Origin of the sequence: Aureitalea sp. L0-47, from assembly GCF_026126405.1 — a bacterium.
Taxonomy (GTDB): Bacteria; Bacteroidota; Bacteroidia; order Flavobacteriales; family Flavobacteriaceae; genus Pukyongia.
This window is the reverse complement of sequence record NZ_JAFMTQ010000005.1, coordinates 22,155-35,601: the sequence shown is the minus strand read 5'-3', so window position 1 is coordinate 35,601 and position 13,447 is coordinate 22,155. Positions and strand designations below refer to the sequence as shown.

The window sequence follows — 13,447 nt, the reverse complement described above, 5'->3', positions numbered from 1 at the left end:
CAAAACCAGCTCGAATTGTTTATAATTTCTGAATTGGCGCACGCTTTATTCATTCTAAATTCAGTATTTTTCAACTCTAGAATCTCCACAACTTGCAAGCATTCTTAGAACAGCTTAACGATGCACAATTAGCCCCGGTCCTGCAAAAAGACGGGGCAATGATCGTTATTGCAGGTGCCGGTTCCGGTAAAACCAGGGTGCTAACCTACCGTATCGCCTATTTGATGTCGCAAGGAGTAGATCCATTCAATATTCTTGCCCTCACCTTTACCAATAAGGCGGCCCGCGAAATGAAGAAACGGATCGCACAGATCGTTGGTAGTAGTGAGGCTAAAAACCTTTGGATGGGAACCTTTCACAGCATCTTTGCAAAGATCCTGAGGTTCGAGGCGGATAAACTGGGCTATCCATCCAATTTCACGATTTATGATACCCAGGATTCTCAGAGTGTAATTCGGAGCATCATCAAAGAAATGCAGCTGGATAAGGATATCTACAAGTATAAGCAGGTGTATTCTCGCATCTCTTCATTTAAGAACAGCCTGATAACCGTAAAGGCCTATTTCAGTAACCCGGATTTACAGGAAGCCGATGCGATGGCTAAAAGGCCTAGAATGGGAGATATTTACCACGCTTACGTGGACAAGTGCTTTAAAGCAGGCGCTATGGATTTCGATGACCTGCTTCTGAAGACAAACGAACTCCTGAACCGCTTCCCGGATGTGTTGTCCAAATACCAGAATCGCTTTCGCTACATACTCGTGGATGAGTACCAGGATACGAATCACAGTCAGTACCTCATTGTTAAAGCCCTGAGCGACCGATTTCAGAATATCTGCGTTGTTGGCGATGATGCTCAGAGTATCTATGCATTTAGGGGTGCGAATATCAACAATATCCTCAACTTCCAGCGGGATTATGATGATGTGAAGGTCTACCGACTCGAACAAAACTATCGTTCCACTAAGAATATTGTGAATGCCGCCAACAGTATTATTGAAAAGAATAAGCAGCGCCTGGAAAAGGTGGTGTGGACAGCTAATGACGAAGGCAACAAGATACTTGTGAACCGCACGATGACTGACGGTGACGAAGGACGTTTCGTTGCGAGTTCCATCTTCGAGAACGCGATGACTCAACAAGAGATGTACGACTCTTTCGCGGTTCTTTATCGCACCAACGCCCAGTCCAGGGCTATTGAAGACGCGCTTCGGAAAAAGGACATTCCGTATCGAATTTATGGCGGACTTAGTTTTTACCAAAGAAAGGAGATCAAGGATGTACTTGCTTACCTTCGATTGGTATTGAATCCGAAGGATGAAGAAGCACTGAAACGTGTGATCAATTACCCGGCCCGGGGTATCGGACAAACAACGGTTGACCGACTCATTGTGGCAGCGAACCACTATGATCGTTCGATGTTTGAAGTGATGAAAAATATCGACAAGATCGATCTGAAGATCAATAAGGGCACCAAGGGCAAGTTGCAGAATTTTGTGACCATGATCGAGAGTTTCCAGGTCCTAAACCAAAGCTACGACGCCTTCCAGATCTCAGAACATGTGACGAAAAAGACGGGGCTAGTACAGGAATTGAAAAAAGACGGTACCCCCGAAGGTATTGCACGTATTGAGAATATCGAAGAACTCCTAAATGGTATCCGGGATTTTGTAGAAGAGCAGAAAGAATTGGCAGATACCACCGGTTCCCTGTCTGAGTTCATGGAAGATGTTGCCCTTGCAACGGATCTGGATATGGATAAAGGCGATGACAATCGTGTGGCCCTTATGACAGTTCACCTGGCGAAGGGGCTTGAATTTCCCTACGTGTATATCGTTGGACTGGAAGAAGACCTTTTCCCTTCGGCAATGAGTATGAATACGCGAGCGGAGCTGGAGGAAGAACGCCGCTTGTTCTACGTGGCACTTACCAGGGCTGAGAAACAGGCTTACCTAACTTATACCCAGAGCAGGTATCGATGGGGTAAACTTATCGATGCCGAACCTAGTAGGTTTATAGAGGAGATCGAAGAGCAGTTCCTGGATTATTTGACACCCAAGACCGAGAATCGCTTCAAACCACTTATCGATACAGATATCTTCGGGGAAGTAGATAAAAGCAAGCTACGCATGCGCAAACCGGTTTCGGGAACTCCTCCAAAGGGACCTTCGGAAGAGCAACTTCGGAAACTAAGGCGATTGAAGCCCGTAAAGAGCAGTAGCGACAAAAATTTCGATGCAGCCGCTGCAAACCTTTCCGAAGGAACCATGGTAGAACATGTTCGCTTCGGGAAAGGTAAAATACTGAAGATCGAAGGGGTAGGAGCAGACACCAAGGCCGAGATCCTCTTCGAGAACGGGGGATTAAAAAAGTTGTTATTGCGTTTTGCAAAATTGAACGTTCTCGATGCCTAGTGCTCCCGAAGATAACTTCAGAATTACTGAATATTTTGTAACTTACTACTATGGCTGAGTTCATACGTATATATGAAGAAAATCCCAATCCCAGGGACATTAAAAAGGTAGTGGACATTATCCGCTCAGGTGGGTTAGTGATCTACCCAAGTGATACAGTCTATGCCCTAGGGTGCGACATTACTCATAACAAAGCCATGGAAAGACTCGCCAGGATAAAGGGCGTCCGACTCGACAAGGCAAACTTCTCCTTTATCTGTGAAGATTTGAGTCGGTTGTCGGATTTTGTTAGACAGATCGACAACACAACGTTTAAAATGCTCAAGCGTGCTTTACCCGGTCCGTATACTTTCATTTTACCAGGGAACAATAAATTACCTTCCATCTTCAAAAAGAAAAAAGAAGTAGGGATTCGTGTCCCCGATAACGCTATTGCCCGTGCGCTGGTTTCAGAACTGGGTAACCCTATACTTTCTATGTCCATAAAGGACGAGGATGAGGTGATCGAATACACCACAGACCCCGAACTCATTTACGAGAAATGGGCTAATAGGGTAGATGTGGTTGTTGATGGTGGCTATGGCGGTAATATCCCATCAACGGTGATCGATCTCACCGGTGATGAGCCCTTGCTGGTACGAGAAGGGAAGGGGAGTTTGGAGTTTTAACCTTAATCAAAAGGCAGCAGATCCGGTTCCAAATATTGATTCCTGGCTTCTTCAGAATCGAAAATATTAAATGCGTAGTGATACCCCAACAATTGTTTGAAATCGAAAATCAACCTTGGGTTTTCTTTTAAGAAACCCCTGAAAGTGGTTGCTTCTGAAGAAAGAAGAAAATGAAATACCGCACGAACTGAAGCCACTGTAACAGTTTCATTGTATTTCGCGCCCACACCATGGATTTCGGTGTAGGTTTTCAGTTGGGTGGTTACATTATCGATAGCATTCTCCAGGCCGTATTTGGTGATATGTATCCAGGCCAGGCGCAAGTGTGCTTCATGTGAAAAATAGCTCGGATGCAATAACCCGAACTTAAACTGTTTCTCGAACTCCTCGTCGGTGAATTGGTAATGTGGTTGCATAAACTATTCTATTGGTTAGGTGGGGAGTATGCTTTTCTAGTAGACGAATATCGCTCGGGAGTGTTACACTAAAAAATGAGTTAATTTCAACTGGATTATAAAAATTCAGAAATAAAAAACCCGGACATACGTCCGAGTTAGAAATATTATGATTCCGATATTAGTTTCCTTCTGCGGATAAAGTCTCAAGTTCTTCTTCTATCATGGTGTAGAACTGATCGATCTTCGGTAGTACCAGTATCTTGGTTCGTCTGTTGGTAGCACGATTCTCAGCGGTATCGTTATCCACGAGTGGAATATGTTCTCCTCGCCCTGCAGCGATCAGTTGCGCAGGTTTAACACCAAGTTCCTGAAGTTTTCTAACTACAGCTGTGGAACGCTTCACACTAAGATCCCAGTTGTCGAGTAACACTCCGCTTTTGTAAGGAACATTGTCCGTATGTCCTTCAACCATAGCTTCAAAGTCAGGCTTACCGTTGATAACAGTAGCTACTTTTCCAAGAATTTCATTTGCTCTGGATGATAAGTTATACGATCCGGTTTTGAAAAGAACCTTGTCTGAAAGTGAGATGAATACTACTCCTTTTTCAACATTGATCTCTATGTCGGGATCATCTAACCCCACTTCCTTTTTCAGGCTGGTTACAAGGGCCAGAGTAACACTGTCCTTTTTACTAAGTGCGTCCTGAAGTCTTGATATCTTAAGATCTTTCTCTCTTAGACTCTCCAGGGATTTCTCAAGATTAGTAGCTCCTTGTTGAGTCAGCATCGTGAGATCTTTCGAACTTTGGATGAGGTCTTGATTGGACTTTCTCAACTCTTCGAGTCGAGCTAATGCCGCCGCCTTATCTGTTAAACAGCTATTCAATTTAACGGTTGCAGTATTCAATAAGTCCTGTGTCTCTTTTTGCTTTGCTTGCAGTGCTGCATATTCCTTCTTGGATACACATGATCCGAGAACGAGCATCGCACCGACAGCAAACAGTAACAGCTTTTTCATGTTAAGATTGTTTATTTTAGTTATTCAAAATTAGTAATTAGGCGGGTTCTGAAATTGCACTTAACAATTATTTAAGTTTAAATTATCAGAGTTGGTTAAAGGTACGTTTTTTTAGAACAAAGTACTTCCAAACCACCGAATTAATTTCCGAGTATCGCATGGATGACCTGTGTTTTTTTCGCTTCTGAAGGAACTTGCCAAAAAGTGAGTAAAAGCTAAAATGCGCCCTAATAATCGCCCATATATGCACAAACTCACCCTTTAGTAGAAATCGCAACGCTGCCAATCCGTCCAGAAGCATCCGAAAGAAAATCAATCTGTAAACCCTACCGCCTTTTACATTTTTCAGTAGTAATAAAAGTGTATTTCTGAAGTTGTAAAACGTTTTTTGTGGTTTGGCTGAAGCTAAGGTGCCACCTCCAAGGTGATAGACTGTCGAATTTCCGAGGTACATGATCTTACCACCATTAACTTTCAAGCGCCAGCAAAGATCGATCTCTTCCTGGTGAGCGAAGAAATCTTCGTCCAATCCACCTACTTCCCGGAAAGCGGTCTTCCTTATGAAAAGACAAGCACCGGTGGCCCAGAAAATCTCGCAGTTGTCGTTGTATTGTCCTTCGTCTTTTTCAATAGCATCAAAGATTCGTCCCCGGCAATACGGATACCCCAATGCATCTATGTATCCTCCCGCTGCGCCAGCATATTCAAAACTGTCTCTATGGGTTGCATCCAGTATCTTCGGTTGAGCAGCTACAAGTTCGCTGTTGCTTTCGAATTCTTTGACTACGGGTTGTAACCAGTTTTCGCTCACTTCTACGTCACTGTTCAGTAGGATAAAAAGATCTTCATCCAGTGTTTTCAATGCGTCATTATATCCCTTGGCATATCCGCCGTTTGTTTTATTCTGAATGATTTTTACTGAAGGAAAATTTGATTGCACCAATTCCACCGAATCGTCCGTAGATGCATTGTCTGCAACATATACCGTAGCTTCCGAAGAAAACTCAACTACCGAAGGTAAATAGGTTTCCAGCAAGGATCTTCCGTTCCAATTCAGTATGACTACGGCTATTGTCATAGACACAAAGTAACGGCATTATTTCTTAACATAGGATGGCAATTCTTTTAGAAAATGGTAGCGTTCCTCCTCGTAATCCAGGGTACAATAATAATGACTTAATCCATTGGTAACCATTAGATAGGTTGCATTTAATGAAAAATTATATCGTGCGATCTGGTCGAAAGTGTCCTGGCTTATCGCTATCGATGGAGCCTTGCACTCCACTACTATGTGAATACTACCGTCCGGGTTGAACACCACAATATCGTAGCGTTTTGAAGTTTGGTGAACCTTGATCTGCTTTTCTACATTGATAAGTGAATGCGGATAATTCAACTCATGGATCAAAAATTGCACACAGTTTTGACGAACCCATTCTTCAGGTGTGAGAAGTACAAATTTTTTTCGCACCTCGTCAAAGATCAACGGTTTGTTTTCCCTATTTTTGAATCGAAATGTGAAGCTCGGGAAGTTGAGTTGCTGCATAGTACAAAGGTAGCAAACACTTCCAAGATTTCAGAACTAAGAATCTTCCACAACAATTATACGTGCCTTTAGAGAAGACAAAACAGATCATTACCGATATTCAGCAGGGTAGGATAGCTCCCATCTATTTCCTAATGGGGGAAGAACCTTATTATATAGACGGTATCAGCGATTATATTGAACAGACCGTCCTCACGGAAGAAGAACGCAGTTTTAATCAGATCATACTGTATGGCAGGGATGTGACTATCGATGATATCGTGAGCAATGCAAAGCGCTACCCGATGATGGCGGAACGACAGGTTGTGATCGTGAAGGAGGCCCAGGACCTTTCAAGAACCATAGAAAACTTACTGCCTTACGTGGAGAATCCGCAGCCAACAACGGTACTGGTGATCTGCTACAAGTACAAAAAACTGGATGCGCGCAAGAAATTATCCAAAACCATTCAGAAACAAGGTGTGCTCTTTGAGAGTAAAAAATTATACGAGAACCAGGTCCCTGACTGGATCAGGCGTGTGCTGGCGGGAAAAGGCTACACCATAACTCCCAAGGCGGCACAGATGCTCACTGAATTCCTTGGAAACGACCTTAGCAAGGTGAACAATGAACTACAAAAACTACAATTGATACTCCCGGATGGTTCACAGATCACCCCTCAGGTAGTTGAAGAGAATATCGGGATTAGTAAAGACTTCAATAACTTCGAATTGCAAAGCGCCATTGGAGAACGCGATATGAAGAAAGCATTTACCATTGTGCAGTATTTTGGTCAGAATCCTAAAAATCACCCGATTGTGATGACCATTGCGTTGCTCTACAGTTTCTTCTCAAAATTATTAAAATATCACGCTTTGAAGAACCCGGCCCATGCGGCCAGGGAATTGGGTGTTAATCCCTATTTCATTAAAGACTACCAGTTGGCTGCTCGTAATTACCCGATGAAAAAGGTAAGTGGGATCATCAGTTCCATTCGCGAGATCGATATGAAAAGTAAAGGGGTAGGAGCGGCCAATGTTCCGCAGGGGGACCTTTTAAAAGAACTCCTGGTCAAGATTTTTGAATAGAATCCAGGTTCTTCCGTTCTTTAATATTCTTCAACACTTCCGCAGCATTCGTTTTATATGCTTTCAGCATAGTGTTATAATTCCTGCATACGATCACATAGTAATAGGCTACTTTGTTCTTGTAATCCTGGGATTCCATATAGTCATAAAGGCGTTCATCCATCCTTCCTGAAGTAACTTTACTAAACCAAGGCTGGTTGTCCCGCCAATCACGCACATTCTCTAATGTAAATTCTTTAACCTCGTCCCCAAACTGGGTGAGCAGGGCGTCGAAGGCGTTATAAAATTGAACGATCTCCACCGTGAGGGTGTCCTTCTTTTTTGACGAATCCACTATCTCTTTCAGCCTGGAGTATCCCTTATCGTTAATCTTTAGCGGGACATAGGTTGAGATAAGTGTAGGACAAAGGGTACATTTCTCGAAATCCTCCCTACTGTACTTGTCGTCAATTATAGCCTTTGCAACACTGTCTCTGGCTTCGTAATATTTTATGGCAGCTCCAACAGTTAAGGTGTCCAGTTCGAGATCGTATGTGATGCTTTGTAATACGCCATCAACCAGTTTCTTCTTTTTTCGTTCTTCGTTATAATTATTTATCTGAAGTGCGATTAGAATACCGGCCACTACCAGCACGATCTCCCCCAATGCATATAGCATATACCGCCCCACTTGTTTATTTGTAAAAGACTTGATCTTCAATGACTTTGTGAATAAAGGCATGTTATTTTTTATCTACGGAAATTTTCCCGGCCCCTGTAAGGGCGATCACAAGGAAGGCGCAGGCGAACATCAGCGCTTTTTCCTTTGTTCCGAAAGGATCTGATGCGTGTACAACAAAGGCAGCGACAAGCATGGTGATGAGTGCAGGAATAGCTGCCAGGCGGGTTTTATATCCTATTATGATGAGTAACGGACAAATAACTTCCCCGATCACGGCAAGTATCTTAGTTACCGTTGCTCCCAATCCGATAGGATCTCCAAATCCGAAATCACCCTGTAGAACGTCCAGGAGTTTAGGGATACCATGGACTAACATCATTCCGGAAAAACCGATTCGTAATATAAGAAGGCCGAGGTGATAAGTGGAAGTCATAAGAGTTAGAATTTAGTTGGTTTGGTTAAAAATAGTAAATCAATCCGATTTTACAATTCCGCTAACTAAACTTTACAATACTTTAAAGATTGATCCCCATTTTCGATTTGAAAAGAAAAATCTTTCATGATATGGTAATCTCCAGCTAAAATTTTCGGTACAGGCTGCCACTATTTTTGACACAGTTTAACTAAATGTACCAACAATGAAAAAAATTACTATGCTGGCAGCCCTACTTCTAGGCGCTGCTTCTTACGCTCAAATTACATTAGACACCATTAACCAGGAAGGCAGAATAAATACGTCGGTTGATAATGCTGACTGGGGAGGTGGTGTTCATACACCAGAAGGAAATCCTTCGGTCTCATTTTCTGCGGATTTTACCTCAGTAGCAGAGGATGGCGCGTCTGTAGATGTTGAAGTGACTATTAACCAGGCACCTGTAACGAATGGTTCGGTTGATGTCAACATCCTGGCTGGCGGATCAGCTGTTGAAGGGGTCGATTTCAGTTTTCTAGCCGCTGAAACTCTGGTTTTTCCTTCGGGAAGTACGGCATCTCAAACAGTGACTATTCCGATACTAAACGATAATGACGATAATAGCGACGTATTCTTCCTTCTTCAACTTGAGAATGAAGTCGACCTCCAGATCTCCGGCGATAATGTTTTCGGTGTGTATATTCTGGACGATGACACGGTTGTTCCTGCGGGAGACAATACACAATTAGATATCAACTACCTTACCAGCTACCTGGTGGACGGTAGTGGAACAGCAGAGATCTCAGCCTATGATCCAATTACACAACAGATCATTGTAACCAATGGTGACAAGATCGAATTTATTGACTTCTCGGATCCATTGAACATGAGTACCAATGCTACTGTGGACCTAACCGGAATTGGTGACGGTGTTCAAAGTGTTTCCGTGAGTAATGGAATCTATGCTGTAGCCATCGCCGCGAACGAAGCGACAGATAATGGATTCGTGCTTATCGCTGATGTTGAAAATACCGTAGGTGATATCGTTGAAGTAGGATCACTTCCGGATATGCTTACCTTCAGCCCGGATGGAAACAGCCTACTGGTTGCTAACGAGGGAGAACCAAACGATGATTACTCGATTGACCCTGAAGGTTCTGTCTCCGTTATCGATGTGAGTGCCGGTGCGGGAAATATCAGCCAGGCAGACGTTACTACACTCGATTTTAATGCCTTCGATTCTCAACAAGCGGCCCTTGAGGCAGCAGGAGTGCGAATTTACGGTCCGGGAGCTAGTGTTTCCCAGGACCTGGAGCCGGAATACATCACGGTTTCTTCAGATAATCTTTTTGCTTATGTAGCGCTACAGGAAAACAACGCCTACGCCATTGTAGACCTAACTACTCTCGAAATTACGGACGTAATATCCTTTGGATTGAAAGACCACAGCCTTGCTGAGAACTCACTGGATGTTTCTGATGAAACCGACTTTATTTTCGACGCAACCTGGCCGATCTACGGTATGTATATGCCCGATGCCATTGCTTTCTATGAAGTAGGAGGAACGGGTTACATTGTTACGGCTAACGAAGGTGATGCCCGCGAGTACGACACCTACGAAGAGGAGCGTAAGATCGATGATGGAGATTATACGCTTGACGGTTCTGTATTTAGTAATATCGATATCCTGGAATTGGAAACCAACCTGGCAGAGATCAATGTCACAAATGCATCCGGTGACATCGATAACGATGGTGAGTTCGAAGAGATCCATGTTTTCGGCGGAAGGTCCTTCAGTATTTTTGAAGCGGCCACAGGAACCCTGGTTTACGATAGTGGTAACGACTTCGAGGTGATTACAGCGAATGATCCTACCTATGGTGCGATATTTAACGCCAGCAATAGCAATAACAATTTCAAGAACCGCAGTGATAATAAAGGCCCGGAACCTGAAGGCGTGATTGTTGAAGAGATAGACGGTGAATTCTATGCCTTTGTCCTACTGGAGCGTATTGGTGGAATGATGGTGTATAACATAACAGAACCAACTGCCCCTGTTTTCCTCGAATACGAGAACAACAGGGACAATACTCCCGGTGGAAACGAAAGTGGTGACCTTGGTCCGGAAGGGGTATTATATATTAACCCTGCGGATAGCCCAACAGATAAAGGGCTTATCGTGATCTCGAACGAAGTTAGTGCTACCTTGGGTGTTTATTCTATTGACAATAATATCCTTTCAGTAGGCGATAGCCAAATAACCGAAACCGGCTTTGTCATGTACCCGAATCCAGCCACAGGACAAATATTCTTTAGTGAGCCTGGAAGTTATAAAATCTACGACATCACCGGCCGTAGAGTTTTGGAGGCCAGTGAGGTTGCATTCATGGATATTTCTTCTTTAAGAAGCGGAACCTACATTGTGAGCAATTCCGAAGGAGTAACTAAGAAATTGATTGTAAAGTAATTCTTTTTCATATAGATAGTTGTCGTAAAGCCCGTCTTCAGTTTTTGGAGGCGGGTTTTATAATTTAGACGTATTTTTGCAACCTAAAAAGTGTTGCATGTCTAAAGTTAAGGCCTGGGTCTCTGCGGCCCGCCTGCGAACCTTGCCATTATCGGTTTCCGGGATCATCACCGGAAGTGCTGTTGCCTATGCTGCGGACTCCTTCAGGCTGATCGTCTTTCTTTTTGCGATCGCCACCACACTGGGCTTTCAAATACTTTCCAATTTCGCCAATGATTATGGAGATGGTGTTAAAGGCACCGATAATAAAGGCCGAGTGGGTCCTGCCCGAGCCCTTCAAAGTGGTAAACTTAAAGCAAAAGAACTCAAACGGGGAATGATCATCACCGCTGCTATAACACTCTTGTTGGCTAGTATGCTGATCTTTGTTTCCTTCGGAAATGACAACTTCCTGCTGTCCTTTATCTTCTTTAATTTGGGTATCGCGGCTGTCATTGCTGCCGTTACCTACACTGTGGGCAAGAGGGCATATGGCTATCGTGCACTTGGAGATCTGTTTGTTTTTATATTTTTCGGAATCGTGGGTGTGATGGGTTGCTTTTTTCTCTACACCCAGAACCTGGGATCCTACGTCGTTTTGCCTGCTGTCAGCATTGGCTTACTGAGTACCGCCGTTCTCAACCTGAATAATATGCGGGACAGGATATCCGATGCGAAGTCGGGGAAGAACACCCTGGCAGTAGTACTGGGTCCGAACAAGGTGAAAATATATCACGCCGCATTGATCATCATTGCTTTTTTAGCAGCGGCCTTGTTTATCTGGATGGGATTGGGAGGAGGCATATATTTTGTAGCATTGATCGCCTTCATACCGCTGTTTTTAAACCTGGTGAAAGTATTCAAAACCGCCGATGCTACCACCCTGGATCCGGAGCTTAAGAAAGTCGCCCTGAGCACCTTTTTATTTGCACTATTACTATTTGCTTCCAATTTCTTTTAGAAGTAACTTTATGTAAAATTATTAATTATGAAGATTACATTCTACGGTCAGAACAGCCTCGGAATAGAGGTTTCCAATAAACACATAGTCGTCGATCCTTTTATAAGTGGCAATCCACTTTCCAGAGACAAGGTGGATATCAATTCCCTGAAAGCAGACTACATTCTGCTCACACACGCTCACCAGGACCATGTGCTGGATGCTGAGGCCATTGCCAAAAACACGGGTGCCGCCATAGTTAGTAACTATGAGATCGCAATGCACTACCAGGAAAAAGGGTTTAATGTTCACCCCATGAACCACGGTGGCAAGTGGAAATTCGATTTTGGGACGGTTAAGTATGTGAATGCCATTCACACCAGTGCCTTCGCAGATGGAAGTAACGGTGGTGATCCGGGTGGTTTTGTAATTGAAGGAGAACACAAGAATATCTACATAGCCGGGGATACGGCGCTTACCATGGATATGAAACTAATTCCTATGAGTACTAAGCTGGATCTCGCAATTTTACCCATTGGCGACAATTTTACCATGGGAATAGACGATGCTATCATCGCGAGTAATTTCGTGGAATGCGATAAAGTGCTGGGGGTACATTACGATACCTTCGGATTTATCGAGATCGATCACGATGAGGCTAAGCGAAAGTTTTACGATGCCGGGAAAGACCTGATGTTACTTGAAATAGGAGAGTCTATCGAACTCTAACACCAAAAGTCACCCCAAGCAAACGGTCTCCGCCATGTTGCAAGCCTCCCGCCTTAAACACATCCTTCAGTTTAAAAATCCCAGTGGAACATCGCGTGGTGTTTTAACCACCAAGGATACCTGGTTCCTTATTCTAAAGCAGGGTGATAACTTCGGAATAGGGGAGTGTGGAATGTTTCGCGGACTCAGTTACGACGACCGACCCGATTTTGAAAAGAAACTGGATTGGACCTGTAAACATATAGATCTAGGCCTGGAAACACTACTTGCCGAACTTGTAGAATTTCCTGCAATACAGATTGGTTTGGAGACCGCTTTTTTATCGTTAAGGTCCAAAGATCCATTTTCTATTTTTCCTTCGGAATTTACTACTGGAGAAGCTGCTATACCTATCAATGGGCTCATCTGGATGGGTTCCGAAGCATTTATGAAAGAGCAGATACGCGATCGCCTGAAAGACGGTTTCGGTTGTATCAAGATGAAGATCGGGGCCATTGATTTCGAAAAGGAAATCTCTTTGCTAAAGTCGATCCGCAGCGAATTCTCTTCAGAAGAAATCGAACTAAGAGTAGATGCCAACGGTGCTTTCAAACCTTCTGATGCGCTCGAGAAACTACATCGCCTGGCAGAACTGGACATTCATTCCATCGAACAACCTATAAAGCAGGGTCAGTGGCAGGAAATGGCAGGACTCTGTGAAGAAACTCCCTTGCCTATAGCGCTGGATGAAGAATTAATCGGGGTAGTGTCCATGACCGATAAAATAAAACTACTGGAAACGATTCGCCCTCAATACATCATCCTAAAACCAACCCTGGTTGGTGGATTCTCAGGCAGCGATGAATGGATATCTTTGTCGGAAAAGAACAGCCTAGGCTGGTGGATCACTTCAGCCCTGGAATCTAATGTAGGATTAAATGCCATTTCACAGTACACCTTCACAAAAAATAGTAAATTGCCGCAAGGATTGGGCACGGGAAGTTTGTTTACCAACAACATTGATTCACCCTTGGAGGTGACAGCGGGAACCCTTCGCTACCAACCGGAAAAACAATGGAATGTCGATCTTTTTTCAATATAAACTGTTT

13 protein-coding genes are annotated in these 13,447 nt (G+C 43.7%); 7 read left to right on the top strand and 6 right to left on the bottom strand.

Annotated features, from left to right (window positions below):
* Positions 1–92 precede the first annotated feature (92 nt).
* Positions 93–2,414, top strand: coding sequence for an ATP-dependent helicase (locus tag J1N09_RS06990; protein ID WP_265199237.1), 2,322 nt, complete (start codon positions 93–95; stop codon positions 2,412–2,414).
* A gap of 50 nt (positions 2,415–2,464) precedes the next feature.
* Complete coding sequence (locus J1N09_RS06985; RefSeq protein ID WP_265199235.1) at positions 2,465–3,082, top strand: L-threonylcarbamoyladenylate synthase; 618 nt, start codon at positions 2,465–2,467, stop codon at positions 3,080–3,082.
* A 2-nt stretch (positions 3,083–3,084) separates the two neighbouring features.
* On the opposite strand, the gene J1N09_RS06980 is transcribed toward J1N09_RS06985, so the two are convergent.
* From J1N09_RS06980 to J1N09_RS06965, 4 genes are all read right to left on the bottom strand, one after another.
* The gene (locus J1N09_RS06980; protein ID WP_265199234.1) at positions 3,085–3,498 is read right to left on the bottom strand and encodes a hypothetical protein; all 414 of its coding nucleotides are present in this window, start codon (positions 3,496–3,498) and stop codon (positions 3,085–3,087) included.
* Between the two features lie 160 nt (positions 3,499–3,658).
* Complete coding sequence (locus tag J1N09_RS06975) at positions 3,659–4,498, bottom strand: flagellar motor protein MotB (protein ID WP_265199232.1); 840 nt, start codon at positions 4,496–4,498, stop codon at positions 3,659–3,661.
* 85 nt (positions 4,499–4,583) lie between these two features.
* Complete coding sequence (locus J1N09_RS06970) at positions 4,584–5,576, bottom strand: glycosyltransferase family 2 protein (RefSeq protein WP_265199230.1); 993 nt, start codon at positions 5,574–5,576, stop codon at positions 4,584–4,586.
* Between the two features lie 18 nt (positions 5,577–5,594).
* Positions 5,595–6,044 (bottom strand): type I restriction enzyme HsdR N-terminal domain-containing protein, encoded by a 450-nt coding sequence (locus J1N09_RS06965; RefSeq protein WP_265199229.1) that lies wholly within the window; start codon positions 6,042–6,044, stop codon positions 5,595–5,597.
* A gap of 62 nt (positions 6,045–6,106) precedes the next feature.
* Between J1N09_RS06965 and holA the strand changes: the two genes are divergently transcribed.
* Complete coding sequence (gene holA / locus J1N09_RS06960; RefSeq protein ID WP_265199228.1) at positions 6,107–7,111, top strand: DNA polymerase III subunit delta; 1,005 nt, start codon at positions 6,107–6,109, stop codon at positions 7,109–7,111.
* Here the strand turns inward: holA and J1N09_RS06955 are convergent.
* Both J1N09_RS06955 and J1N09_RS06950 read right to left on the bottom strand, forming a co-directional pair.
* On the bottom strand, positions 7,095–7,832 hold the full coding sequence (locus J1N09_RS06955) for a DUF6090 family protein (RefSeq protein WP_265199226.1): 738 nt from the start codon (positions 7,830–7,832) through the stop codon (positions 7,095–7,097). The genes holA and J1N09_RS06955 overlap by 17 nt on opposite strands.
* A 1-nt stretch (position 7,833) precedes the next feature.
* Positions 7,834–8,205 (bottom strand): DoxX family protein, encoded by a 372-nt coding sequence (locus J1N09_RS06950; RefSeq protein ID WP_265199224.1) that lies wholly within the window; start codon positions 8,203–8,205, stop codon positions 7,834–7,836.
* A gap of 205 nt (positions 8,206–8,410) precedes the next feature.
* Here J1N09_RS06950 and J1N09_RS06945 point away from each other — a divergent pair, with 205 nt between their 5' ends.
* From J1N09_RS06945 to J1N09_RS06930, 4 genes are all read left to right on the top strand, one after another.
* Entirely contained in the window at positions 8,411–10,651 is a 2,241-nt protein-coding gene (locus J1N09_RS06945) for a choice-of-anchor I family protein (protein WP_265199222.1), read from the top strand.
* A 97-nt stretch (positions 10,652–10,748) separates the two neighbouring features.
* On the top strand, positions 10,749–11,651 hold the full coding sequence (gene menA / locus J1N09_RS06940; protein WP_265199220.1) for a 1,4-dihydroxy-2-naphthoate octaprenyltransferase: 903 nt from the start codon (positions 10,749–10,751) through the stop codon (positions 11,649–11,651).
* A 27-nt stretch (positions 11,652–11,678) separates the two neighbouring features.
* A complete protein-coding gene (locus J1N09_RS06935) occupies positions 11,679–12,359 on the top strand; it encodes a metal-dependent hydrolase (protein ID WP_265199219.1) in 681 nt (226 codons plus the stop codon).
* 37 nt (positions 12,360–12,396) lie between these two features.
* A complete protein-coding gene (locus tag J1N09_RS06930; RefSeq protein WP_265199413.1) occupies positions 12,397–13,440 on the top strand; it encodes an o-succinylbenzoate synthase in 1,044 nt (347 codons plus the stop codon).
* The last annotated feature ends 7 nt before the right edge of the window (positions 13,441–13,447 follow it).